This is a genomic window from Clavibacter michiganensis (assembly GCF_016907085.1).
GTDB classification, from domain to species: domain Bacteria; phylum Actinomycetota; class Actinomycetes; order Actinomycetales; family Microbacteriaceae; genus Clavibacter; species Clavibacter michiganensis_O.
This window is the reverse complement of sequence record NZ_JAFBBJ010000001.1, coordinates 141,628-164,969: the sequence shown is the minus strand read 5'-3', so window position 1 is coordinate 164,969 and position 23,342 is coordinate 141,628. Positions and strand designations below refer to the sequence as shown.

General features: G+C 74.4%; 24 protein-coding genes and 1 tRNA gene. 16 read left to right on the top strand and 9 right to left on the bottom strand.

Annotated elements, in window-relative coordinates:
* Positions 1-144: 144 nt before the first annotated feature.
* Together JOE38_RS00750 and argS are read right to left on the bottom strand one after the other, a co-directional pair.
* Complete coding sequence (locus JOE38_RS00750; RefSeq protein ID WP_204574434.1) at positions 145-975, bottom strand: LmeA family phospholipid-binding protein; 831 nt, start codon at positions 973-975, stop codon at positions 145-147.
* Between the two features lie 11 nt (positions 976-986).
* Positions 987-2,651 (bottom strand): arginine--tRNA ligase, encoded by a 1,665-nt coding sequence (gene argS, locus JOE38_RS00745; protein WP_204574433.1) that lies wholly within the window; start codon positions 2,649-2,651, stop codon positions 987-989.
* Between the two features lie 200 nt (positions 2,652-2,851).
* On the opposite strand from argS, the gene JOE38_RS00740 reads away from it, so the two are divergent.
* Entirely contained in the window at positions 2,852-3,496 is a 645-nt protein-coding gene (locus tag JOE38_RS00740; RefSeq protein WP_204574432.1) for a hypothetical protein, read from the top strand.
* A 27-nt stretch (positions 3,497-3,523) separates the two neighbouring features.
* Here JOE38_RS00740 and JOE38_RS00735 read toward each other — a convergent pair whose 3' ends face one another.
* Together JOE38_RS00735 and JOE38_RS00730 are read right to left on the bottom strand one after the other, a co-directional pair.
* Positions 3,524-4,318 carry a transglutaminase-like domain-containing protein gene (locus tag JOE38_RS00735; RefSeq protein ID WP_204574431.1) on the bottom strand — a complete coding sequence of 265 codons (795 nt, stop codon included), beginning with the start codon at positions 4,316-4,318 and terminating at the stop codon, positions 3,524-3,526.
* Positions 4,319-4,376: 58 nt separating this feature from the next.
* Complete coding sequence (locus JOE38_RS00730) at positions 4,377-5,405, bottom strand: LacI family DNA-binding transcriptional regulator (protein WP_204574430.1); 1,029 nt, start codon at positions 5,403-5,405, stop codon at positions 4,377-4,379.
* A gap of 161 nt (positions 5,406-5,566) precedes the next feature.
* Here JOE38_RS00730 and JOE38_RS00725 point away from each other — a divergent pair, with 161 nt between their 5' ends.
* Genes JOE38_RS00725 through JOE38_RS00705 form a run of 5 tightly spaced genes read left to right on the top strand, consistent with a single transcriptional unit; the run spans position 5,567 to position 10,432 of the window.
* Positions 5,567-6,592 (top strand): asparaginase, encoded by a 1,026-nt coding sequence (locus JOE38_RS00725; RefSeq protein ID WP_204574429.1) that lies wholly within the window; start codon positions 5,567-5,569, stop codon positions 6,590-6,592.
* Between the two features lie 22 nt (positions 6,593-6,614).
* Entirely contained in the window at positions 6,615-7,505 is an 891-nt protein-coding gene (locus JOE38_RS00720) for a polysaccharide deacetylase family protein (RefSeq protein ID WP_204574428.1), read from the top strand.
* Positions 7,506-7,539: 34 nt separating this feature from the next.
* The gene (locus tag JOE38_RS00715; RefSeq protein WP_204574427.1) at positions 7,540-8,916 is read left to right on the top strand and encodes an MFS transporter; all 1,377 of its coding nucleotides are present in this window, start codon (positions 7,540-7,542) and stop codon (positions 8,914-8,916) included.
* A complete protein-coding gene (locus JOE38_RS00710) occupies positions 8,913-9,680 on the top strand; it encodes an SDR family NAD(P)-dependent oxidoreductase (RefSeq protein ID WP_204574426.1) in 768 nt (255 codons plus the stop codon). The genes JOE38_RS00715 and JOE38_RS00710 overlap by 4 nt, the downstream gene beginning before the upstream one ends.
* Positions 9,677-10,432, top strand: a complete 756-nt coding sequence (locus JOE38_RS00705; protein WP_204574425.1) for an SDR family oxidoreductase — start codon at positions 9,677-9,679, stop codon at positions 10,430-10,432. The genes JOE38_RS00710 and JOE38_RS00705 overlap by 4 nt, the downstream gene beginning before the upstream one ends.
* A 49-nt stretch (positions 10,433-10,481) precedes the next feature.
* Here JOE38_RS00705 and JOE38_RS00700 read toward each other — a convergent pair whose 3' ends face one another.
* The 3 genes from JOE38_RS00700 to JOE38_RS00690 all read right to left on the bottom strand — a co-directional run bounded on the left by JOE38_RS00700 (position 10,482) and on the right by JOE38_RS00690 (position 12,578).
* Positions 10,482-11,252 carry a gamma-glutamyl-gamma-aminobutyrate hydrolase family protein gene (locus JOE38_RS00700; RefSeq protein WP_204574424.1) on the bottom strand — a complete coding sequence of 257 codons (771 nt, stop codon included), beginning with the start codon at positions 11,250-11,252 and terminating at the stop codon, positions 10,482-10,484.
* Between the two features lie 78 nt (positions 11,253-11,330).
* Positions 11,331-12,023 (bottom strand): pyridoxine/pyridoxamine 5'-phosphate oxidase, encoded by a 693-nt coding sequence (locus JOE38_RS00695; protein ID WP_204574423.1) that lies wholly within the window; start codon positions 12,021-12,023, stop codon positions 11,331-11,333.
* Positions 12,024-12,506: 483 nt separating this feature from the next.
* Positions 12,507-12,578 (bottom strand) — tRNA-Arg (locus tag JOE38_RS00690).
* Between the two features lie 207 nt (positions 12,579-12,785).
* On the opposite strand from JOE38_RS00690, the gene JOE38_RS00685 reads away from it, so the two are divergent.
* The 10 genes from JOE38_RS00685 (at position 12,786) to JOE38_RS00640 (ending at position 21,890) form a co-directional block, all read left to right on the top strand.
* Positions 12,786-13,028: an antitoxin gene (locus JOE38_RS00685; protein ID WP_086520660.1), complete on the top strand. Its 243-nt coding sequence runs from the start codon at positions 12,786-12,788 to the stop codon at positions 13,026-13,028.
* 55 nt (positions 13,029-13,083) lie between these two features.
* On the top strand, positions 13,084-13,587 hold the full coding sequence (locus JOE38_RS00680; RefSeq protein ID WP_374191166.1) for a 2'-5' RNA ligase family protein: 504 nt from the start codon (positions 13,084-13,086) through the stop codon (positions 13,585-13,587).
* Between the two features lie 88 nt (positions 13,588-13,675).
* Positions 13,676-15,709 (top strand): TPM domain-containing protein, encoded by a 2,034-nt coding sequence (locus JOE38_RS00675; RefSeq protein WP_204574421.1) that lies wholly within the window; start codon positions 13,676-13,678, stop codon positions 15,707-15,709.
* Positions 15,710-15,793: 84 nt separating this feature from the next.
* Complete coding sequence (locus JOE38_RS00670; RefSeq protein WP_012037822.1) at positions 15,794-16,537, top strand: PspA/IM30 family protein; 744 nt, start codon at positions 15,794-15,796, stop codon at positions 16,535-16,537.
* Between the two features lie 94 nt (positions 16,538-16,631).
* Positions 16,632-17,279, top strand: coding sequence for an NADPH-dependent F420 reductase (locus JOE38_RS00665; RefSeq protein WP_204574420.1), 648 nt, complete (start codon positions 16,632-16,634; stop codon positions 17,277-17,279).
* 106 nt (positions 17,280-17,385) lie between these two features.
* The gene (locus JOE38_RS00660; protein ID WP_204574419.1) at positions 17,386-18,228 is read left to right on the top strand and encodes an arginase family protein; all 843 of its coding nucleotides are present in this window, start codon (positions 17,386-17,388) and stop codon (positions 18,226-18,228) included.
* 68 nt (positions 18,229-18,296) lie between these two features.
* Positions 18,297-19,136 carry a crotonase/enoyl-CoA hydratase family protein gene (locus JOE38_RS00655; RefSeq protein ID WP_204574418.1) on the top strand — a complete coding sequence of 280 codons (840 nt, stop codon included), beginning with the start codon at positions 18,297-18,299 and terminating at the stop codon, positions 19,134-19,136.
* A 56-nt stretch (positions 19,137-19,192) separates the two neighbouring features.
* On the top strand, positions 19,193-20,626 hold the full coding sequence (locus JOE38_RS00650) for a dihydrolipoyl dehydrogenase family protein (RefSeq protein WP_204574417.1): 1,434 nt from the start codon (positions 19,193-19,195) through the stop codon (positions 20,624-20,626).
* Positions 20,623-21,015 carry a Fe-S oxidoreductase gene (locus tag JOE38_RS00645; protein ID WP_204574416.1) on the top strand — a complete coding sequence of 131 codons (393 nt, stop codon included), beginning with the start codon at positions 20,623-20,625 and terminating at the stop codon, positions 21,013-21,015. Before JOE38_RS00650 ends, JOE38_RS00645 begins: the two co-directional genes overlap by 4 nt.
* Positions 21,012-21,890, top strand: coding sequence for an SDR family NAD(P)-dependent oxidoreductase (locus JOE38_RS00640; RefSeq protein ID WP_204574415.1), 879 nt, complete (start codon positions 21,012-21,014; stop codon positions 21,888-21,890). The genes JOE38_RS00645 and JOE38_RS00640 overlap by 4 nt, the downstream gene beginning before the upstream one ends.
* Before the next feature lie 39 nt (positions 21,891-21,929).
* Here JOE38_RS00640 and JOE38_RS00635 read toward each other — a convergent pair whose 3' ends face one another.
* Entirely contained in the window at positions 21,930-22,334 is a 405-nt protein-coding gene (locus tag JOE38_RS00635) for an SIP domain-containing protein (RefSeq protein WP_204574414.1), read from the bottom strand.
* 2 nt (positions 22,335-22,336) lie between these two features.
* On the bottom strand, positions 22,337-23,329 hold the full coding sequence (locus JOE38_RS00630; RefSeq protein ID WP_204574413.1) for a siderophore-interacting protein: 993 nt from the start codon (positions 23,327-23,329) through the stop codon (positions 22,337-22,339).
* Positions 23,330-23,342 lie beyond the last annotated feature (13 nt).

Below are 23,342 nucleotides of genomic sequence, written 5' to 3'. Positions count from 1 at the left end.
GGGCGGACGTGCGGGATGGCGAGCGGACCCGGTGTGGTCCCTGGAGCCGAAGGGGGCGGTGCGAGCCATCCTACCGAGGCACGACGAGGCCCCCGGCGCATGTGACGGCGGCCGCCGCGGCACGGCGGGAGCGCGGCCGGGCGGCTACCCGCAGCTGCCGGTGACCCCGAGCGAGTCGCGCGTGAGCTTCAGCGACGACGACGCGACGGTCATCGACGCACGGCCGTCCGCGATGGTCACGTCCTGCACCGCGACGCCGGCGGGGAGGTACTGCGCGACGCACACGGGGTACGTGATGTCGCGGATCCCCTGGATGGTCTGCGCGAGGTCGATCTTGAGCGATCCCGCCTGCAGATTCACCTCGGCGGGCGTGATGACCACGGTCGAGGCGTCGCGCAGCACGGGCTGCGCCGCCACGGTGTAGCCGAGCGTGAGCCCGAGGATCCGCGTGGACCCGGAGTAGCCGAGCGTGCCGTCGCCGAACTCGAGGTCGGGCGGCGTGCCTGCCGTCTTGGCGAGCAGCGCGCTCGCGGGGACCTGGTCCATCGACACCGTCGCGACGACGCTCCCGACGGTGCGCTCCTGGTCGGTGGGCACGTCGGTCGCGACGATGTGCGCCTGGAAGGGCGTTCCGTCGGCCTGGAGGTTCGGTCCGTCGAGCACGACGCGGTCGAGCGTGCCGCGGATGAGCTGCGGGATGACCCAGTCGCCCTCGATCGAGACGTTCACGCGCCCGGTGATCTGGCCGGGCAGCTGGTCGGCGATCTGCTTCTCGGCCTGGTCCTCGGCGACGCCGCGGACGGTCTGGTCGATGATCCGCAGCCCGAACGCGAGACCGACGCCGATCACGGCGAGCACGAGGAGCCAGATGAAGACGGTGCCGCCGCGCGGGCCGCGACGACGGCGCCTCGCCTCCCGCGGGTCGCGGCGCTCGGGCGCCTCGAAGACCTCGGTGCCCTGGAACCGCCCCGACATGATCCGCTCCCCTACATGCGCTCGGGGGCCGAGACGCCCACGAGGTCGAGTCCGTTGGCGACCACCTGCCGGACCGCGTCGTTCAGCCACAGGCGCGTGCGATGCAGGTCGGTGACCTCCTCGTCGCCCCGCGGGACCACCCGGCAGCTGTCGTACCAGCGGTGGTAGGAGCCGGCGAGCTCCTCGACGTAGCGCGCGACCCGGTGCGGCTCGCGCAGCTCGGCGGCCTGCGCGACGATGCGCGGGAACTCCTGCAGGAGGCCGAGGAGCGCCGACTCGGTCGGGTGCGTGAGCAGCTCCGGCGCGAATGCCGAGCGGTCGACGCCCGATGCGCCCGCGTTGCGGTCCACCGCGCAGGTGCGCGCATGGGCGTACTGCACGTAGAAGACGGGGTTGTCGTTGGTCCGCTTGCCGAGCACCGCGAGGTCGATGTCGAGGTTCTGGTCGGCGGAGGAGCGTACGAGCGCGTAGCGGCCGGCGTCCACGCCCACCGCGTCGACCAGGTCGTCGAGCGTGACGATGGTGCCGTTGCGCTTGCTCATCTTCACGGGCTCGCCGTCGCGCAGCAGGTTGACCATCTGGCCGATGAGGATCTGCAGGTTGACGCCCGGGGTGTCGCCGAACGCCTCGACCATGGCCATCATGCGGCCGACGTAGCCGTGGTGGTCGGCGCCCAGCATGATGATGTTCTGCTCGAAGCCGCGCTCGCGCTTGTCGAGGTAGTAGCCGAGGTCGCCCGAGATGTAGGCGGGCTCGCCGGTCGACCGGATGACGACGCGGTCGCGGTCGTCGCCGAACGTGGTGGTGCGGAGCCAGACGGCGCCGTCCTCCTCGAAGACGTGGCCGAGCTCCTTCAGGCGCGCGACGGCGCGGTCGACGGCGCCGGACTCGTGCAGCGAGTCCTCGTGGAAGAAGACGTCGAAGTCCACGCCGAAGTCGTGCAGCTTCTGCTTGATCTCCGCGAACATCAGCTCGGTGCCGGCGCTCCGGAACAGCTCCTGCTGCTCCTCGCGCGGCAGGGCGTCGATGTCGCCGTCGTACCCCTCCACCACGCGCTCGGCGATCTCGCCGATGTACGCGCCGCCGTAGCCGTCCTCGGGCGTCTCCTCGCCGAGGTGGCTCGCGAGGAGGCTGCGGGCGAAGCGGTCGATCTGGGATCCGTGGTCGTTGAAGTAGTACTCGCGCGTGACGTCAGCGCCCTCGGCCTGGAGGATGCGCGCGAGGCTGTCGCCGACGGCGGCCCAGCGCACGCCGCCCAGGTGGATGGGGCCGGTCGGATTCGCGGAGACGAACTCGAGGTTGATGCGGATCCCCTCGAGCGTCGTGCCGCGGCCGTACGCGGGGCCCGACTCGACGATGGTGCGTGCGAGCGCGCCCGCGGCAGCCGCCTCGAGCGTGATGTTGATGAAGCCCGGACCCGCGACGTCGACCTTCGCGACCTGCGGCAGCTCGCCGAGCGCCTCCGCGATGTCGGCCGCGATGGTGCGCGGGCTCTCCCCCAGCGGCTTGGCGATCCGCATGGCGATGTTGGTGGCCCAGTCGCCGTGGTCGCGGTTGCGCGGGCGCTCGAGCACGACCATGTCGGGGCTGAGCGCGAGGGCGTCGCCCCCCGGTCGTCGTCCTGCCGTCCGGGCCACGATCTCGAACAGGGCGCCGGTCAGGTCAGGGGTCGTCATGGGGATCGATCCTACCGGCGGGCGCGACCCGCCCCGCCCGGCGCGCGTGCCCGTGCGGGCCGCCCCCAGGGCGCCGGGGCATCCCAGCGGCGTCCCGTCCCGGCTCGGTAGGGTGTCGATCCCGCCTCCCGCTCGTGGCAGCCTCGCCGCGCGCCGAGCGTCGCACCCCGCGGCGCGCCCGGATCCGAAGGAGCACCGCCATGCCCGTCCGCCTCCCCGCGCCCGCCCGGCCCCGCCTCGCCCGCACCGTCCCCGCCACGGCCGCCGCCGGGCTCGCGGTGGCCCTGCTCCTCACGGGCTGCTCGAACCCCGCCCCGCTCCAGCCCGCGACCCCCGGCCCCTCGGCGAGCGCCGGCGGCGGCGAGGCGCAGGGCGGCGGATCCGGCACCGCGCCGAGCGCGTCCCCCACGCCCGCGCCGCCGAAGGGCACGCCGGTCAGCACCACGTGCGCGCAGCTCCTTCCCGACCTCGCCGAGTTCGGGAAGGGCTTCGCGAGCGAGGCGCTCCCCGCCGACACCTCGACGGACGGCCTGCGCGCCGACGTCCTCGCGATGCAGGGCATCGCCTGCGCCTTCCGGTCGTCGGACGGCACCGCGGTCGAGGTCGACGTGGCGCAGCCCGTCGCGGCCGAGCTGCAGTCCCGGCGCGACGCCGCCATCCTCCTGGCGGACCCGATCGCGGGATACCCGTCGGGCGTCGAGGCCTACTTCGAACTGCAGGACGCCGTCGGCGTCGCCACCATCTACTCCTCGAAGCACATGGTCGTCATGCGCTCCGCGTCGTTCTACGAGCCGGGCGACCACGCCGACCTCGGCAACGCGGTGCTCAAGACCGTCGGCGGCTGATCTGACCCGTCAGCCGGGGCGGACGGCTCAGCCCAGGCGCACGGCCGCGGCCACGTCGTCGACCGGCAGCTCGTCGACCGTGGCCATCACCTCCATGCGCGAGATGGTCACGAGGCTCCGCGTGTTCGTGAGGAACGCGGTGTCGGAGGCGTCGCGACCCGTGGAGATCCGCAGCAGGCTCTGCCGGGGCGCGAGCCCGGTGGCATCGACGACGTGCCATGCGCCGTCGACCCACGCCTCGGCGACCGCGTGGAAGTCCATGGGGCTGAGGCCCGGCGCGTAGACGGCGGCCAGGCGCGCGGGCACGTCGAGCGCGCGGAGCATCGCGATCACGAGGTGCGCGTAGTCGCGGCAGACGCCGCGGCGGGCGAGCAGCGTGCGGACGGCGCCGTCGGTCGGAAGGCTGGAGCCGGGCGCATACCGCAGCGACTCGGCGACGAACGCGCGCACGGCGGCGAGGAGGGGCAGGCCGTCGAGGCCGCGGAACTCGCCGCGAGCGGTGGGGAACAGCGTGTCCGACTCGCAGTAGCGGCTCGGGCGGCGGTAGATCCAGAGGTCCACGTCATCCACGGGCGCGGGGTCGCGGCGGCCCGTGACGGTGGCGCGGTACTCCATCGTGAGGACGCCCGCGCCGGTCGTCAGGACGTGCAGGCGGGTGTCGTGCCGGTCGACCACCTCGGTCGCCTCGATCGCGCGGCCGTCGAGGGCGAAGGAGAGATGCTCGGACGCGATGTCGGCACCTCGGGCGACGGCGACCGCGAAGGCCATCTCGCTCTCGCCGGATACCTGCAGCTCGAGCATGGAGGAGACGTCGCGGCGCATGCGTCCATCGTGGCATCGGATCCGCTCGGCCCCGTCCGCGCGACCGGGTCGCCGCGGCTCAGCGCGGGTGCGGCCCCGTCGACGCGCGCGCGACGAGCGTCGGCTCGAGCATCCGGGAGGCGGCCTCGCGACCGTCGACGAGCGAGAGGAGCGTCTCCAGCGCGAGCCGCCCCATCTCGTGCACGGGCGAGCGCACGCTCGTGAGCCCGATGGATCCGGATGCCGCGAGCGCGGTGTCGTTGTAGCCGACGAGCGCGACGTCGTCGGGCACGGACAGGCCCGCGTCGCGGAGGGCCCCCATCGCTCCGATCGCCGCGAAGTCGTTGGTCGCGAAGAGCGCGTCGGGCGCGTGCCCGGCGCGCAGCACCTCCTCGGTCGCCTCCCGGCCCGCCGCCGCGTCGAAGCCCCGCTGGATCACGCGCTCCGACGGCACGGGCATCCCGGCCTCCGCGTACGCCTCGAGGAAGCCGCGCGTGCGGTCGACCGCGGTCGACGCGAAGGACATGCCGGCGAGCACGGCCGGCCGGGTGCGCCCCTGCGCGATGAGGTGCTCGGCCGCGAGCCGGCCGCCCGTCACGTCGTCGCACGTGACGGCCACGTGATCCCCCCGGCGGCGCGAGACGAGGACGAAGGGCACGCCCTCCTCCGCGAGCTCGTCGAGCAGCGGGTCGTCGAGGTGCGCGTCGCCGAAGATCATGCCGTCGACCCGGCGGTCGAGCATGCTGCGGGTGCGGCTGCGCTGGAGGTCCGGCCGGTCGAGGCTGTTCGTGACGAAGGTGGAGATGCGGCGCTCGGTCGCCGCCTCGTCGATGCCCTCGTAGACGGTCGCGAGCACGTAGTCCTGGAGGCGCGGGACGAGGACGCCGACGAGGTCGGAGCGGGAGGTGCGCAGGCTCGCGGCGTGCGGGTTCGGCCGGTAGCCGCTGCGCTCGGCGATGTCGAGGATGGCGGCGACGGTCTCGGGTCCGGCCCACCGGCCGGGGTGCTCCTCGCGGGAGTTGAGCACGCGGGAGACGGTCGTGATGCTGACGCCGGCGAGCTCGGCGATCATGCGCTGCGTGGTGGGCGGCCGACGCTTTTGGGTCATGCGGGCCTCCTCACCCGATCCAGCATGGCATAGCGTCGCGGGCCGGCAGCGAGGGTGGCCGTGGACCCTCCGGCGGGGAAACATCCCCGCAACAGGACGGCAACGTGATCGTTCGACGCAAACCATTGACGCAATCGTTTGTGCATCGCAGGATCGTCCGCATGCCCCACGTCCTCGTGCTCGCCACCGGCGGGACCATCTCCTCGCGCGCACGCGCCGACGGGTCCGCGGTCGCCGCCGATCCCGCCGAGCGCCTGCTCGGATCCGTGCCCGCCCTCCCGCCCGGCGTCACCGTCGCCACGCGCGACGTCCTCCGGGTCAACTCGTTCGCGCTGACGCACGCCGACCTCCGCACCATCGCGGACGCGGTCGCCGAGGCGCTCGCGCGCGACGACGTGGACGGCGTGGTCGTGACGCACGGCACGGACACCCTCGAGGAGACGGCGTTCCTCCTGGAGCTGGTGACGGACGACCCGCGGCCCGTGGTGCTCACGGGCGCCCAGCGCTCCGCCGACCACCCGGAGGGCGACGGGCCCGGCAACCTGCGCGACGCCATCGTCGTCGCCGCGTCGTCCGAGGCGCGCGGGGCCGGCGTTCTCGCCGTGTTCGCCTCGCGCGTCCTCGCCGCCGACGGCCTGGTGAAGGCCCGCACGCTGGATCCCGACGCCTTCGCCGCCCGCGACGGCGCGCCCGTCGGCCGCGTGGTCGGTGACGGCGTCCGCCTCGCCCGCCGGCCGCGCGCGCTGCCGCTCCTCCCCGCGCCCAGCCCGCGCTTCGACCGGATCCGCGTGGACTGCGTCAGCGTCCACCCGGGCGCCGACGCCGTGCTCCTCCGGGCCGCGATCGCCGCGGGGGCCGCGGGCGTCGTCGTCATCGGCACGGGCGCCGGCAACGCGAACGCCGCGCTCGTGCCGGAGATCGAGGCGGCCGTCGACGCCGGCGTCCTCGTCGCGCTCGGCACGCGCGTGGCCGAGGGACCGGTGGCCGCGATCTACGGCGACGGCGGAGGGGTCGACGCCGTGCGCGTCGGCGCCGTGCCGATCGGCCGCCTCTCCGTCGCGCAGGCCCGGATCCTCGTGGCCCTCCTGCTCGACCACCACCCCGTCGACGAGGCGCGCCGCCTGCTGGCCGCCGCCGCCGACCCCGCGACCGCACTCCCCACCCCGGCCGGCGTCCTGCCGGCCTGACCCATCACCAGAGAGGACCCCCATGGTCAAGGACATCATCATCGCGTTCGGCATCGACGTCGATGCCGTGAGCGGCTGGCTCGGCTCGTACGGCGGGCAGGACTCGCCCGGCGACATCTCCCGCGGCCTGTTCGCGGGCGAGGTCGGCGTGCCGCGCCTCAACGCGCTGCTCGCCAAGCACGGCCTCCCCTCCACCTGGTTCTGGCCGGGCCACTCGATCGAGACGTTCCCGCGCGAGTTCGACCAGGTGGTCGCCGCCGGGCACGAGATCGGCGCGCACGGCTACAGCCACGAGAACCCCATCGAGATGTCGCGCCAGCAGGAGGCGGACGTGCTCGACCGCTCCATCGAGCTCATCGAGTCGCGCGCCGGCCGCCGGCCCACCGGCTACGTGGCGCCGTGGTGGGAGTTCTCGCGCGTGACCAACGAGCTCCTCATCGAGCGCGGGATCCGCTACGACCACTCCCTCATGCACCGCGACTTCGAGCCGTACTACGTGCGCGTGGGCGACACGTGGCAGGGCGTCGACTACACGAAGGACGCGGCCAGCTGGATGCACCCGCTCGTGCGCGGCGAGGAGACCGACCTCGTGGAGATCCCCGCGTCGTGGTACCTCGACGACCTTCCTCCCATGATGTTCGTCAAGGGCAGCCCGAACAGCCACGGCTTCGTGAACCCCCGCCACCTCGAGGAGATGTGGCGCGACCAGTTCGACTGGGTCTACCGCGAGCAGGACTACGGCGTCTTCACCTTCACGATCCACCCCGACGTCTCGGGCCGTCCGCAGGTGCTCCTCATGCTCGAGCGGCTCATCGCCCACATCAACTCGCACGAGGGCGTCCGCTGGGCGACCTTCGACGAGATCGCCCAGGACTTCCAGCGACGCTCCCCGCGCACCCCGCGCGTCCCCTGATCCGCGACCCGACCGACCGCAGGAGACCACCACCATGAGCACCGACACCTCCCGTCCCGGCACCGCATCCGCGGGCGCCGGCCCCGCCGGCGCGCTGCCCGCCGGCCTCGAGAGGGTGAGCGTCCGCCAGACCCGCCGGGTCACGGGCATCGCCTTCCTCGCGTGGACCATCGCGGTCTACGACTTCATCCTCTTCGGCACGCTGCTGCCCGACATCTCGCGCGACTTCGGCTGGGACACGAGCGAGTCGCTGCTCGTCTCGACGCTCGTCAGCGTCGGCACGGCGGTCGTCGTGCTGCTCGTCGGCCCGATGGTCGACCGGCTCGGCCGCCGCGTCGGCATGGTCGTCTCGGTGACGGGCACGGCGCTGTCCTCGGGCGCGACCGCGCTGAGCGCCGGCGCGGTCTCGCTCGTCGGGATCCGCAGCATCAGCGGCCTGGGCCTCGCCGAGCAGTCGATCAACGCCACGTACCTCAACGAGATATACGAGCAGACGGAGGACGAGAGGATCCGGCGCAACAAGGGCTTCGTCTACGCGATGGTGCAGACGGGCTGGCCGCTCGGCGCGCTGCTCGCCGCCGCGTTCGTGGGCCTGATCACGACGGCCTTCGGCCCGGGCAGCTGGCGCGTCGCGTTCGGCCTCGCGACGGTGCCCGCGCTCGTGGTCGCCGCGATCTGCCTCACGCTCCGGGAGAGCCCGCAGTTCGTGGCGCAGCAGCAGATCCGGCGTCTGCGGACCGCGGGCCTGCACGACGAGGCGGCCGCCTTCGCGCGCGCCACCGGGCTCGACGTGCAGAAGTCCGCCCCCATCGCGCGCATCTTCCAGGGCAAGCACCTGCGCAGCACGATCGTGCTGAGCGTGGCGTGGCTGCTCAACTGGTTCGGGATCCAGACCTTCTCGGTGCTCGGCACCACCGTGCTCGAGTCGGGCAAGCACATCGACGCGTCCAACGCGCTGCTGCTGATCATCGCGTCGAACTGCGTGGGCGTGCTCGGCTACCTCGCGCACGGCTGGCTGGGCGACCGGCTCGGCCGCCGCAACGTCATCGTCGGCGGCTGGCTCATCGCCGGGCTCGCCTTCGCGGTCATGCTCCTCGGGCCCGACGACCCGACGTTCGTGATGGGCGCGTACATGGTCGGGCTGTTCTTCCTGCTCGGGCCGTACGCGGCGATCCTGTTCTTCCAGGCCGGCTGCTTCGACAGCGACTGCCGGGCGACCGGATCCAGCTTCATCGGCGCGATGAGCCAGCCCGGCGCCATCATCGGCGGCTTCCTGCTCACGGGCCTCACGGCGAGCGCGATGTCGTTCGGCCAGGCCGCGCTGTGGGTGGGCGCGGGCGGGATCCTCGCCTCGGCGCTCGTGATGCTGCTCGCGAAGCCCACGGGCGAGACGCGCGAGGCGACCGCGTGACCGGCGCGGCGCCCGTCGCGCTCGTCACGGGCGGGGCCTCCGGCATCGGCCGGGCGACCGCCGTGCGCCTCGCCGCGCGGGGCGACCGCGTGGTCGTCGGCCGCTACCCCGGCGACCCGCACGACCCGGGCGCGACCCTCGAGGCCGTGCGCGCCGTCGGCGGCACGGGCATCGCGGTGGACCTCGACGTGGCCTCCACCTCGTCGGTCGACGCGTTCGTGCGGGCCGCGCTCGAGGAGTACGGCCAGGTGGACCACGTAATCGCGGCGGCCGGGATCCTCCGCCGCGCGCCCCTCGGTGCCATGACCGACGAGCGGTGGGACGAGGTGCTCGGCGTCGACCTCGGCGGCGTGATGCGCGTGATCCGCGCCGCCGAGCCGCTCCTCGGAAGCGGCTCCTCGATCGTCGCCGTGTCCTCCATCGCGGGCGGCGTCTACGGCTGGGGCGACCACGCGCACTACGCGACGGCGAAGGCCGGGGTCGTCGGCCTCGTGCGGAGCGCGGCCGTGGAGCTCGCGCCGCGCGGGATCCGGGCGAACACCGTGATCCCGGGCCTCATCGAGACCCCGCAGTCGCTCGACGCGGTGAACTCGCTCGGCGCCGACGGCCTCCGGCGGGCGGGCGACCGCATCCCCGCCGGGCGCGTGGGCCGGCCCGAGGAGGTCGCGTCGGTCATCGCGTTCCTCGCCTCCGACGACGCCGCCTACGTGACGGGCCAGACCCTCACGGTCGACGGCGGCCTGACGATCCGGATGCAGGAGTGACCGCGTCGGTGCCCCGGAGCGACCGGCTCCGCGGGCGCACCGCGCTCGTGACGGGCGCGGCCAGCGGGATCGGCGCGGCCATCGCGCGCCACTTCGTGCTCGCGGGCGCCGAGGTCGTGCTGCTCGACCTCGCGCCCGCCGTGCACGAGGAGGCGCGGCGGATCGGCGCGGTGGGCGCGGTCATCGCCGACGTGTCCGACGAGGCGCGCGTCGCGGAGGCCGTCGCGGAGGCCGGGCGGCTGCTCGGCCGGATCGACGTGCTGGTCAACTCCCACGGCATCCTCACCGAGGCGCCCGTGGCGGAGATGACGCTGGCGACCTGGCAGCGCACGATCGACGTCGACCTCACGAGCGTGTTCCTGCTCACGCGGGCCGTGCTGCCGGGGATGCTCGAGCGGCGCGACGGGCGGATCATCACGGTCGCGTCGCAGCTCGGCCAGAAGGGCGGCGTCGGGCTCGCGCACTACGCGGCCGCGAAGGCCGGGGTCATCGCGTTCACCAAGTCGCTCGCGCTCGAGGTGTCCTCGTCGAACGTGCTCGCGAACGTGATCGCGCCGGGCCCGATCGCCACGCCGCTCGTCGACGCCATCTCGGAGGACTGGAAGGACGCGAAGCGCCGGGAGCTGCCGCTCGGCCGCTTCGGGACGGTGGACGAGGTCGCGCCGACCGCGGTGCTGCTGGCGGCGGATCCCGACGGCAACCTCTTCGTCGGCCAGACGCTCGGGCCCAACAGCGGCGACGTGATGCCCTGACCCGTGCGGCCTCGTCGTGCGCGCCGCGATCGCCCGCGACGGTGTCGGCTCAGGCGGCCGCGGTGCGCGCGGCGCCGACGGGCTCGCGCAGCGCGCAGGCCTCGGCGAGCGCGTCGAGGAGCGCGGGCAGCTGGTCGCGCGCGGCGCCCGGGTCCTCCGGGTGCCACTGCACGCCGATGACGGGTGCGCTCTCGTGCTCGACTGCCTCCGGCACGCCGTCGGGCGCGACGGCGACGACGCGGAGGCCCGTGCCCGGGCGGTCGACCGCCTGGTGGTGCGCGCTCCGCACGACGACGTCCGTGGATCCGAGCACGCGCGCGAGCCGGCTGCCCGCGGCGACGCGCACGTCGTGGTCGCGCATGACGGCCGTGATCTCGTCGGCGTCGTTGCGGTGCTCCCCCACGCCCTCGATGTGCTGCTGCAGGGTGCCGCCGAGCGCGACGTTCACGATCTGGGCGCCGCGGCAGATCCCGAGCAGCGGCGTGCCCTCGGCGACCGCGCGGCGGACGAGCGCGATCTGCCCGGCGTCGGCGACCTCGCGGTGCATCGAGCGGCCCTCGTACTCGGCCGGCCCGCCGTAGAAGCGCGGGGCGACGTCCTCGCCGCCCATGATGACGACGGCGTCGGCCTCGCGCGTGCGGGCGAGCAGCGACTCGACGCCCTCGTCCTCCGCGGCGATGTTCTCGACCACCCAGCCGGCCTCGTCGGCGACCTCGGCGACGCGCGCGTTGAGGCCCTGCACGAGCGTGTTGTACGCGGCGGCCTCGGGGCGGGAGCGGGTCACCTGCACTACGGCGAGGCGGCGGAGGGGGGCGGGCATGGATCCAGTGTGCGGCGTCGCCCGCGGGATCGCACGCCGCGCGTCATGTTCCGCAACACGCGCCGGCGGAGGCGCGCCTCAGGGCCAGACGAGCGTGTGCGACCAGGATCCGTCGGGCCCCGACCGGTACATGATCCGCAGCTGCCCGTGGTCCTCGGTCGCCTGCCAGAACTCGACGACCGTGGGCTGCAGCACGTAGGCGCGCCACGACTCGGCGACGAGCTCCGGGTCCGCCTCGACGGCCTCCCGCGCCCGGGCGACGCGCGCGTCGCGCTCGGCGGCGTCGGGCATCGGCTCGCTCTGGTCGCCCGCGATGACCTCGGCGCGCGACGACGGGTGCCGCGAGAGGAAGTCGCGCGCGCTCACCTCGCCGTCGCCGTGGAAGACGGGCCCGGTCGCGCGGATCTGGCGCCCGCGCTCCCGCCAGTACGCGACGAGCGCCGCGCGCGGGTTCGCCTCGAGGTCGCGCCCCTTGGGGCTGTCGGCGAGGGAGGAGAACCAGAGGGCGCCCGGCTCGTCGTCGACCGTGGGCGTCACGTCCTTGAGCAGCAGCGTGCGCGCGCTGGGCCGCCCGTCGGCGTCGGCCGTGGCGAGCACGACCGCGTTCGGCTCGGCGGCGTCGTGGGCGACGGCGTCGCGGATCCAGTCGACGACGAGGTCGATCGGGTCCTCCGGCAGGTGCGCGGGGTCGAGCTCGGGGAACTCGTGGGGCTTCGGCTTCGCGCCCTTCAGGAGGTCGCGGATCGAGGTGGAGTCGTCGTCGTCTGCCATGCGTCGAGCCTAGGCCGAGCCGCGGCGGACGCCCGGGCGACCGGCCCGCGGACGCGCATCATGCCCGACCGGTGGCGCGCATTCGGCACCATGCGGGATTCGGATTGGTTCGTGCACCACTGGACTTTTCCAGTACCGGGCGGCGTGGTCGTCCGACCGGGCGCCCACTACCTTCGTCTCTAGGCCCGCTCCCCCAGTTGGGCCCAGCACCACGCGGCGGGAACCCGAGACCCGTCTCGGGCCCCGCCGCGTGTGTTCACGCGTCCTCCGCCCCTGCCGCTCCGCGAGCGTGCGTCGAGTCGATGCGCTCCGCTCCGATGCGACCGCGCGCGCTCGCCCCTGCGAGGCCGACGCGGCGCGCGCGATCGAGCGGAGGTCCCGCGGCGTCGCCGGCCGCCGTCGCAGACGCCCCGGACGCACGAGAGGCCGGCCCCGCTGACGGGACCGGCCTCTCACCGCACCAACACGGGATATGGGAAGGTGTGCCCCCAGGAGGATTCGAACCTCCGCCCCTGCCTCCGGAGGGCAGTGCTCTATCCCCTGAGCTATGGGGGCCAGGGTGCGCGCGAGCGCGGATCCAGGGTAGCACCGGCGACGAGGCCCGCCGCGCCGTCGCCACGGGCCGTCGCTCGCCGACGCATTCCCTCTCCCGGGGAGACTCCCCGCTCCAGCACAGGCGCGGCACGCCAGGATGGACGGAGGACGACCGCCGCGCCGCCCGGGCACGGCGGCCCACCCGATCCCCTCCAGAGGAGACCACCCGTGAAGCTGTCCCGCATCGCCGCCGCCGCCACCGGCTTCCTGCGCACGTCCAAGGGCCAGGACGTCGGCCGCACCGCCATCGACAAGGTGTCCGGCATCGCCGACAAGGCCACCGGCAGCAAGCACGCCGACAAGATCCAGAAGGCGCGCCAGGCCGCCGACGACCAGCTGCGGAAGCTCGGCCCCGACGGCGGCCGCGGCGGCCAGGGCCCCACGCCGCCCGCGACACCGCCCCGCCGCTGAGCGCCGGCAGCCTCGAGCTCACGCTGGACGCGGCGTCCGACGCCGCGATCCGCGCATCCTGGCGCGCCCTCGCCGATGCCGGGCTGCCGAGCCTCGCCGACCACGCCGGGAGACGAACCGCCCGCACGTGACGCTGCTGGCGGCCGACGGTCTCGGCGGGTCCGCGGACGACGCCGTGCGCGCCCTCGTCGCCTCCGTTCCCCTGCCCACGCTGCGGCTCGGCGGGCTCGTCGTCTTCGGCGTCCCGCCCCGCGGCCTCGTGCTCGCGCGGCAGGTCGTGGTGGACCGGGCGCTGCTCGACCTGCACGCGCGGATCCACGCGGCCGTCGACCGGGCGACCGCCGACGGGGACGCGGACACCGACGCCGCGCCCGTCGAGGTCGTCCCGCACACGCGCCCCGGGTCGTGGACGCCGCACATCACGATCGCCCTGCGGCTCACGACCGACCAGCTCGGCGCGGCGGTCGCGGCGCTCGGTCGCATCGACCCGCTCGACGCCCCGGTCGCCGGCCTCCGCCGCTGGGATCCCCGCGACCGCACCGTGACGGAGCTCGCGTGACCCGCGAGGCCCCGATCCTCACGGCCACCGCACGCACCCGCGCCACTAGCCTGGATGGAGCACGCACTTGAGACGACGGAGGAGTCGGATGCCGCGGTCCGCGAGATTGATCGGGGCCGCGCTCGCGCTCGGCCTGTTCGGGGCCATGGTGCCGACCGCCGCGCAGGCCACGGAGCCGGTGGACTTCGGCGGGGCCTCGATCCTCGACCCGGTCGACGCCGTCACGTCCGCGCAGGAGCAGCAGATCCAGCAGGCGATCGACCAGCTGCAGGAGCAGACCGGGGTCACGCTGCATGTCGCGTACGTCGACACGTTCACGGGAGCCGCGAACCAGGCGGCCTGGGGGCAGGCGACGAAGGACGCCAACGGCTTCGGGTCGACCGACGCGATCCTCGCGGTGGCGGTCGACGGGCGCCAGTTCACCCTCGGCGTCCCGGACAGCGTGTCCGTCGCGCAGCGGACGCAGCTCACGGACCAGGTGGTCGCGCCGCGTCTGAGCGACGGCGACTGGTCCGGCGCGGCGGTCGACGCCGCGCAGGGGCTCCAGTCCATCTCCCAGTCCGGCACGGTCGCCGAGACCGGCACGGGATCGACCCCGTCCTCCGGGAACGACTCCGGCATCGACTTCGGCCTGGTCCTCCTCCTCGTGCTGGGCGCGATCCTCGTGGCCGCCGTCGCCACGACGCTCGTCGGCCGCCGGAAGAAGCAGAAGGCCGTCCAGGCGAAGCGCCAGGCCGCGCTCGCGGAGATGAAGACGGCCGAGCAGCGCGCGGGCAGCATGCTCGTGCAGCTCGACGACGCCCTCGAGACCAGCGAGCAGGAGGTGGGCTTCGCGGAGGCGGAGTTCGGATCCGGCGCGGTCGGCCCGTACAGGGAGGTGCTCGTGTCCGCGGGCGGCAAGGTGCGCGAGGCGTTCGCCCTGAAGCAGAAGCTCGACGACACGATCGAGGACACCGACGAGGAGCGCCGCACCTGGGCCGCCCGCATCGTCGAGCTGTGCGAGGAGGCGCGCGGCGAGCTCGACGCGCAGGCCGCGTCGTTCGAGGAGCTGCGCGCGCTCGAGCAGAACGCGCCGCAGACCCTCGCGGCCATCGTCACCGACGCGGAGACGCTGAAGTCGCGCATCGACCGGACGCAGGAGGCGGTGGACCTCCTCGGCCGCCGCTACGCCGGCCCGTCGATGACGACCGTCACGGGCAACGTCGACCAGGCCCGCTCGCTCCTCTCCTTCGCGACCGACACGGCGCAGGAGGCTGCCGAGGCGATCCGCGCGGGCGATCGCGCGTCCACCGGCGAGATCGCGGTGAAGGTGCGCGCGGCGCAGCAGGCGGTCGGTCAGGCCGGCAAGCTCCTCGACGGCGTCGACCGCGTGTCCTCCGACCTCGAGCACGCGTCCACGCGCGTGCAGGAGGAGATCGCCGACGTCCGCAGCGACATCCAGGATGCCCGCGCCGCCCAGCGCGGCGGGCGCATGCCGGAGCTGACCCGCCTGGTCGAGGCGGCCGAGCAGGCCATCGCCGACGCCAAGCCGCTGCAGGGCCGGCTCGCGGATCCGCTCACGAGCGTCACGCTGCTGCAGGAGGCGGAGGCCCGGCTCGACGAGGCGCTCGCGCCCGTGCGGGAGCAGCAGGAGCAGGTCCAGCGCGCGATCGGCTACCTGCCGCGGGCGCTGTCGACCGCCGAGAGCCAGGTGGCCACGGCGCGCGACTTCATCTCCACCCGTCGCGGCGGCGTCGGCGAGGAGGCGCGCACGCGCCTCGCCCACGCGCAGCGCGCGCTCGACGACGCGCATGAGGCGGCTCCCCGGGATCCCGTGCGCGCGGTCGCCGCGGCCCAGGCCGCGACCTCCTACTCGGCGCAGGCCATCGAGGCCGCGCAGCGCGACCTCGACCAGGGCGGCGGCTACGGCGGCGGCATGATGGGCGGCCGCGGCGGAGGCGGGGACGCCTTCGGCGGCGCGATCATGGGCGGCATCATCGGCGGCCTGCTCAGCGGCGGCGGCGGAGGCGGCGGCTGGGGTGGCGGTGGCGGCGGCTTCAGCGGCGGGGGCTTCGGCGGAGGCGGCGGCTTCGGCGGCGGGGACTTCGGCGGAGGCGGCGGCTTCGGCGGCGGCGACTTCTAGCGACGACCAGCAGGACGACGAGAACGAGAGCGACCCATGATCAACCCATTCCGACGAAGCACCAGACGAGAAGGAGCAGCACCCATGTCCAAGCAGTCCATCCTCGGCCGCATCGCCCAGCTCGCGAAGGCCAACATCAACAACCTCATCGACCAGGCCGAGGACCCGCAGCTCATGCTGGACCAGATGGTCCGCGACTACACGGAGAGCATCCGCGAGGCCGAGAGCGCCGTCGCCCAGACCATCGGCAACCTGCGCATGATCGAGGACGACCACCGCGAGGACGTCCAGGCCGCGCAGGACTGGGGTCGCAAGGCCCTCGCCGCGAGCCAGAAGGCGGACGAGTACCGGAACGCGGGCAACACCCCGAACGCCGACAAGTTCGACGCGCTCGCCCGCGTCGCGCTGCAGCGCCAGATGCAGTCGGAGAGCGAGGCGAAGGGCGCCGAGCCGACCATCGCGTCGCAGACCGAGGTCGTCGAGAAGCTCAAGCAGGGCCTCGACACGATGCGCGGCAAGCTCCAGCAGCTGTCGTCGAAGCGCGACGAGCTGAACGCCCGCCAGAAGACGGTGCAGGCGCAGTCGCAGGTGCAGGACGCCATGAAGAGCATCGACATCATGGATCCCACCAGCGAGGTCAGCCGCTTCGAGCAGAAGATCCGCCGCGAGGAGGCCCGCGTCCGCGGCGCCGAGGAGCTGCAGGCCTCCAGCCTCGACGCGCAGTTCGAGGAGCTCGAGGACCTCGGCGAGCTGACCGAGGTCGAGGCGCGCCTCGCTGCGCTCAAGTCCGGCGGATCCGCGCCGAAGCAGGTCACGTCGGGCGAGTAGCCGCACGCCACGACGGGCGCCGCATCCTCCGGGAGCGGCGCCCGTCGTCGTGCCGGCGGGGAATGCCCGCCACGCGGATGCCGTTCCCTCCCCCATGACCAACATCGGAATCATCGGCGCCGGACTCATCGGCAGCCAGCTCGCCCGCCTGTTCACCTCCACCGGCCACGACGTCGTCATCGCGAACTCGCGCGGCCCGGAGACCCTCACCGACCTGATCGACGAGCTCGGCGAGCACGCCCGCGCCGCCACCGTCGAGGAGGTCGCGGAGGCCGGCGAGATCGTCGTCGTCACCATCCCGCTGAAGAACATCGACAGCGTCCCGGTCGCGCCGCTCGCGGGCAAGATCGTGATCGACACCGACAACTACTACCCGGAGCGCGACGGCCACATCGCCGAGCTCGACGACGAGACCACGACGACCGCGGAGATGCTGCAGCGGCACCTGCCCGAGTCGAAGGTCGTCAAGGCGTTCAACCACATCTACGCGGCCGACCTCACCGAGCACGGCACCCCCGCCGGCACGCCCGACCGCCGCGCCCTCGTGATCGCGGGCGACGACGCCGAGGCGAAGGCGACCGTCACCTCGATCCTCGACTCCTTCGGCTACGACACGGTCGACGCGGGACCGCTCGCGGAGGGCTGGCGCATCCAGCGCGACACCCCCGGCTACGGCCCGAAGCTCGACGCCGCGGGCCTCCGCCAGGCGCTCGCCGAGGCGAAGCGCTACCGCGACATGTAGGCAGCGAGGCGCAGGGTCCGTCCCTCCCCACGTCGATGCCCGCCCTCCCCGCTCCGGCGGAGACGGCGGGCATCGCCATGTCCGGCCACCCAGGCGATACTGGGGTGTGCCCGCCTCCTTCGTCGTCGTCCCCCAATGGCAGGGCTCGGGCTCGTCCCGCGCCATGAGGCTCGCGGACGGCGCCGAGGCGATACGCGGCGACCTGCCCGCCTCCGCCACGCACGTCGTCGACGTGCCCGTCGAGGCCGGCGAGTCGCTCGGCACGGGCGTGCTCCGCTACGCGTCGCTGCTCGCGGTGCGCACCCGCCAGGAGGCGGCGCTGCAGGCGGCGTCGGCATCCGGCGCGTCCACGGTCGTCACGATAGGCGGCGACTGCGGCGTGGAGATCGCGTCCATCGGGCACGCGGCCGCCGCCCACCCCGGCCTCGCGGTCGTGTGGCTCGACGCCCACGCCGACCTCAACTCGCCCGCCTCCTCGCCGTCCGGGGCCTTCCACGGGATGGTGCTGCGCGCCGTCATCGGCGAGGGCGTCGACGGGCTGGAGCTCCCCGCGGGCGCCGTCACCCCCGACCGCGTCGTGCTCGCCGGCGTGCGCGCCCTGGACGACGCCGAGTCCGACCTCGTGGACGCGCGCGGCATCCCGCTCCTCGGCGCCGACGCCGTCGGGCCCGAGGCGCTCGTCCGGGCGGTCACCGCCACGGGCGCCGCGCACGTCTACATCCACGTCGACCTCGACGTGCTGGATCCCGGTGCCATGTCCGGCGTCGGATACCCCGAGCCGTTCGGGCTCGACGTCCAGGTCGTGACCGAGTCGATCAAGGCGCTGCGCCGGTCGTTCGGTCTCGCGGGCGCCGGGATCACCGAATTCGCGCCCTCCTCCCCCGCGGCGGCCGTGGACGACATGGGCACCATCCTGCGGATCATCGGGGCGCTGACCGGGCCCGTGTGACCCGACCGGGAGGTCGCGCCGCCCGCCCGGCCCTGCGAGTCTGGGACGGACGATCGAAGGAGACCGCCGTGAGCGACGACGCCCGCACCGCATCCACCGCCCGCCCCGAGGCCGACGAGGCACCGCGCGTGCGCGTCGAGCGGCGAGGGCACCTGCTGCTGATCGGCCTCGACCGGCCGGCCAAGCGCAACGCCGCCGACATGCGGATGCTCCGCGAGCTCGCGAGCGCGTACGGCCTGCTCGACCGCGACCCGGAGCTGCGCGTCGGCGTCGTGCACGCGTTCGGCGACCACTTCACGGGCGGGCTCGACCTCGCGGACGTCGCCCCCCACATCGGCCGCGGCCCCGGCGGCGGCCTCGACTCGGTGCCGGATGACGGCGTCGACCCGTGGCGCATGGCGGACGCGGGCACGGGCAAGCCCGTCGTCCTCGCGGTGCAGGGCACGTGCCTCACGCTCGGGATCGAGCTGGCCCTCGCGAGCGACGTGGTGGTGGCGGCCGCGGGCACGCGGTTCGGGCAGATCGAGGTCGCGCGCGGGATCCTGCCCTTCGGCGGGGCGACACTCCGCTTCCCCGCGGTCGCGGGCTGGGGCGACGCCATGCGCTGGATCCTCACGGGCGACCCGTTCGACGCGGAGGAGGCCAGGCGGATGCGCGTCGTGCAGCTCGTGGTGCCCGACGGCGAGCAGCTCGAGACGGCGATCGGGATCGCCGACCGCATCGCCGCGCAGGCCCCGCTCGCCGTGCAGGCGACCCTCCGCAACGCCCGCGCCGCCATCCGCGACGGGCACGGATCCGCGGCCGCTGCCCTCCCCGCCGAGCTCGTGCGGCTCGCGGGATCCGAGGACGCGGCGCGCGGCATGCAGGCGGCGGCGAGCCGGCGTCCCGCGGAGTTCGTCGGCCGCTGAGCCGCCGACCGAAGCCGCCGGGCCGATGCCCGGGAGTCCCGGCGTAGGGTCGGACGATGACCTCCTACGACCTCATCGTCATCGGTGCCGGCCCCGTCGGCGAGAACGTCGCCGACCGCGCGAAGCAGGGCGGGCTCTCCGTGCTCGTCGTCGAGTCCGAGCTCGTGGGGGGCGAGTGCTCCTACTGGGCCTGCATGCCCAGCAAGGCGCTCCTCCGCTCCGGCAGCGCCCTCCGCGCGGCGCGCGCCGTCGCCGGCTCGAAGGAGGCGGTCACGGGCGACCTCGACGTCGCGGCGGTGCTGAAGCGCCGCGACTCCTTCACCAGCTCCTGGGACGACCAAGGCCAGGTGAGCTGGCTCGAGGGCATCGGCATCGACCTCGCGCGCGGCCATGGGCGCATCTCCGGGCCGCGCCGCGTCACGGTCACCGCGCCCGACGGATCCGTCACCGAGCACGAGGCGGCCCACGCCGTCGTCGTCTCCACCGGCACCGCCGCCCTCCTCCCCGACATCCCCGGCCTCGCCGAGGCCGAGCCCTGGACCAGCCGCGAGGCCACCAGCGTGGAGGTCGTGCCGACCTCCCTCGTCGTCATCGGCGGCGGCGTCGTCGCCGCCGAGATGGCCACCGCCTTCGCGTCGCTCGGCAGCGCCGTCACGATCGTCGCGCGCAGCGGCCTGCTCACCGGGCAGGAGCCCTTCGCGGGCGAGCTCGTCGGCGACAGCCTGACGGGCATGGGCGTCGACGTGCGGCTCGGCGCCTCGCCCTCCCGCGTGACGCGCGACGGCGACGAGGTCACCGTCGAGCTGTCCGACGGATCCTCCGTCACGGCCGCCGAGCTGCTCGTCGCCACCGGCCGCACCCCGCGCACCGAGGACCTGGGCCTCGACACCGTGGGCCTCGAGGCTGGCGCCTACCTCGACGTGGACGACACCATGCTCGTCACGGGCGAGGTCAACGCGGAGACGCCGTGGCTGTACGCCGTCGGCGACGTCAACCACCGCGCGCTCCTCACCCACCAGGGCAAGTACCAGGCGCGCGCCGCGGGCGAGGTCATCGCCGCGCGCGCGACCGGCGGCACCGTCGACGACTCCCCGTGGGGCGTGCACGTCGCGACCGCCGACCACCGCGCCGTCCCGCAGGTCACCTTCACCGACCCCGAGGTCGCGAGCGTCGGCCTCACCGCGAAGGCGGCCGAGGACGCCGGGATCCGCACGCGCGTCGTCGACTACGACCTCGGATCCGTCGCGGGCTCGAGCCTGCACGCCGACGGCTACGCGGGGCAGGCGCGCATGGTCGTCGACGAGGACCGCGGCGTGATCGTCGGCGTCACCTTCGTCGGCCCCGACGTCGCCGAGCTGCTGCACTCCGCGACCATCGCGGTCGTCGGCGAGGTGCCGCTCACGCGCCTGTGGCACGCGGTGCCGTCGTACCCCACGATCAGCGAGGTGTGGCTGCGCCTGCTCGAGACGTACGGCCGGCCGACCGCGTGATCCGGGCCGGCATCGGCGCCGCGGCGGGTGCCGTCCGCGGCGTCCTGCTCGACTCCCCCGTCTCGCGCGCCGGCAGCGGCGTCGCGACCGCGGTGGGCCTCGCGATCGGCTTGCCGCTCAGCACGGGCGAGGTCCGCCGCCACGGCGACCTCATCGTGCTCACGGGACTTCCCTCCTGGGTGTTCGGGCGCGGCGGCACGTGCGTCGGCCGCGTCTACCTCACGCGCGACAACGCCGGACCCGACGTGCTGGAGCACGAGGCCGTGCACGTCGCGCAGTGGCGCCGGTACGGCCTGCTGATGCCGCTGCTCTACGGGTGGGCGGGACGGGATCCGCTGCGGAACCGGTTCGAGATCGAGGCCGGCCTCGAGAAGGGCGGCTACCGGTGACGGGCCCGCTCGACGGCCGCACGGTCGTCATCACGGGCGCGAGCTCCGGCATCGGCCGCATCGCCGCCCGGGAGCTGCACGCGCGCGGCGCCGACGTCGTCGTGGTCGGGCGGGATCCCGAGCGCACGCGCGGCATCGCGGCCGAGCTGGGCGCGCGGCACGCCATCGCCGACATGGACCGGCTCGACGAGGTGCGCGGGCTGGCGGCGACGCTCCTCGAGACGTGCCCGCGGATCCACGTGCTGGCCCTCAACGCCGGCAGCCTCGTGCCCCGGCGCGCGATGACGGTCGACGGCCACGAGACCACCTTCCAGCGCAACGTCCTCGCGCCGTTCCTCCTCACGCGCCTGCTCCTCCCGCGCCTCGAGGAGACGCAGGACGCGCTCGACGCCGACGCGAGCCCGGTGCGCGTCATCGGCACCGCGAGCCGCGCCAACCTCTGGGGCCGCGTGCGCCTCGACGACCTCGACTGGCGGAAGCGCCCCTGGCTCGGCGGCTGGCAGGCGTACGGCACGTCGAAGGCGATGATGATCCTGATGATGCGCACGCTCGCCGAGCGCGTCGGCCCGCGCGGCATCGAGGCGTGCTCGTTCCACCCGGGGCTCGTGCGGACGTCGTTCGGATCCGACAGCACCGTGATGAAGGCGCTGCTCGCGCTCTCCATGGGCGCCTACGGCATCTCCGCGGAGGCGGGCGCCGTGCCGCTCGTGCAGCTCGCGTCGGTGCCCGACCTGGGCGCGCCGGACGGCACGTACTTCGACCAGCTCACGCCCGACGGGAAGACGACCGCGCAGGCGGCGGACCCGCAGCTCGGACGGGATCTGTGGGCGGCGCTGGAGCTCGCGGCCGGCACCGACGAGCCCGTGCGGCGCTGAGCCGCGCGCCCGCGACGGCAGGAGCGCGGCGGATCCGCGTCAGCGGGTCGCGAGCAGGTGCAGCAGGTCGTCGTGGCCGCCGACGTGCCCGCCGAGCAGCACGCTGACCTCGGTGACCGGGTGCTCGTCGGAGATCGGCGCGGAGAAGACCATCATCTCGCTGGCCCACGCGCCGACGGCCCGGGCGACCGCGGTCATCGGCTCGGCGGGCGCGCCGTCAGCCCCGCGGCCCTCGCGCGCGATGACGGTGACGACCATGCGCGGCGGGTGCGCGAGATCCACCTCGACGGACGCGTCCGGCACCTCGACGAACACGCTGCCGCGCGTGCACAGCGGAAGCGCGGCGAGCGCGACCTGCGTCTCGGCGAGGCCGGTCTCGTCGGTGACGAGCAGCACCTGGCGCTTCGTGCCCTTCGCGGCGCGCGTGCGGGTGGATCCGGCCATCGTCAGGATCCCTCGGCCGCGCCGCGACGCCAGTAGCCCATGAAGGCGACCTGGCGGCGGTCGATCCCGGTGTCGCGCACGAGGAAGCGGCGCATGGCCTTGATGCAGCCGGACTCGCCCGCGAGCCAGGCGTAGAGCGTGGAGCCCTCGTGGACGACCGGCGCGTCCCAGACGATGCCCTCGGCGTCGTCCTCGGCGAGCGGCTGGACCTCGTCGGCGAGCGCGACCTCGGGGGTGGCGATGGCGCCGACCTTCACGTGGCAGTCGACCCAGCGGCGCACGGCCTCCTCGAGGCGGGATCCGTTCGGGCGGCCGTCGCGCGGCAGCCAGGTGAGGTTCACGCCCTTCGGCACGCGCACGTCGAGGCGGTCGCCCGTGACGGGGACCTCGATGAAGGCGCAGCCCACGGCGTCGTCGGGCAGGGAGGAGAGGATGTTGCAGATGGCGGGCGCGGCCGTCTCGTCACCCGCGAGGAGCAGGGAGCGGGCGGCGCCCGGGTGCCACTCGATGCCGAGGCCGCGGGCGGGGCTGAGGGCGTCGGGGCCGATGATGACCATCTCGTCGCCGGGCTGCGCGGCTCCGGCCCAGCGGGAGGCGGGGCCCATGTCGCCGTGCAGCGCGAAGTCGACGTCGACCTCGCCGAGCTCGCGGCGGACCGCGCGGGACGTGTAGGTGCGGAGCGGGTTGCGCTCGGCGTCGGGCAGCGCGCGCCACCAGGCGAACCAGTCGTCGCCCCCGACGCCGGTGAGGTCGGGCAGGCCGTGCTCGGCGACGGGCAGCAGCAGCTTGATGCGCTGGTCGAGGCACTCGTCGCCGAAGTCGCGGAGGTCGTCGCTCTGGAACGTGATCCGCAGGAACGTCGGGCTGACGCGCTCGGTGCGCGCGACCCGGGCCGCGAACGGCCGGTAGGCGGGGCGCTCGACCGCGGGTTGCTCCTCGACCGTGTCCTCGACGGGAGCGGTGCCGGCGGCGAGGGTCGCGGTGGAGGTAAGCACAGCCTAAGTATGG

Coding starts and splice junctions, on each gene's coding strand:
- JOE38_RS00675 (WP_204574421.1), top strand. CDS start 13,676: ATGCCGCGGTCCGCGAGATTGATCGGGGCCGCGCTCGCGCTCGGCCTG.
- JOE38_RS00750 (WP_204574434.1), bottom strand. CDS start 975: ATGTCGGGGCGGTTCCAGGGCACCGAGGTCTTCGAGGCGCCCGAGCGC.
- JOE38_RS00730 (WP_204574430.1), bottom strand. CDS start 5,405: ATGACCCAAAAGCGTCGGCCGCCCACCACGCAGCGCATGATCGCCGAG.
- JOE38_RS00695 (WP_204574423.1), bottom strand. CDS start 12,023: ATGGCAGACGACGACGACTCCACCTCGATCCGCGACCTCCTGAAGGGC.
- argS (WP_204574433.1), bottom strand. CDS start 2,651: ATGACGACCCCTGACCTGACCGGCGCCCTGTTCGAGATCGTGGCCCGG.
- JOE38_RS00735 (WP_204574431.1), bottom strand. CDS start 4,318: ATGCGCCGCGACGTCTCCTCCATGCTCGAGCTGCAGGTATCCGGCGAG.
- JOE38_RS00720 (WP_204574428.1), top strand. CDS start 6,615: ATGGTCAAGGACATCATCATCGCGTTCGGCATCGACGTCGATGCCGTG.
- JOE38_RS00650 (WP_204574417.1), top strand. CDS start 19,193: ATGACCTCCTACGACCTCATCGTCATCGGTGCCGGCCCCGTCGGCGAG.
- JOE38_RS00715 (WP_204574427.1), top strand. CDS start 7,540: ATGAGCACCGACACCTCCCGTCCCGGCACCGCATCCGCGGGCGCCGGC.
- JOE38_RS00740 (WP_204574432.1), top strand. CDS start 2,852: ATGCCCGTCCGCCTCCCCGCGCCCGCCCGGCCCCGCCTCGCCCGCACC.
- JOE38_RS00635 (WP_204574414.1), bottom strand. CDS start 22,334: ATGGCCGGATCCACCCGCACGCGCGCCGCGAAGGGCACGAAGCGCCAG.
- JOE38_RS00700 (WP_204574424.1), bottom strand. CDS start 11,252: ATGCCCGCCCCCCTCCGCCGCCTCGCCGTAGTGCAGGTGACCCGCTCC.
- JOE38_RS00725 (WP_204574429.1), top strand. CDS start 5,567: ATGCCCCACGTCCTCGTGCTCGCCACCGGCGGGACCATCTCCTCGCGC.
- JOE38_RS00670 (WP_012037822.1), top strand. CDS start 15,794: ATGTCCAAGCAGTCCATCCTCGGCCGCATCGCCCAGCTCGCGAAGGCC.
- JOE38_RS00665 (WP_204574420.1), top strand. CDS start 16,632: ATGACCAACATCGGAATCATCGGCGCCGGACTCATCGGCAGCCAGCTC.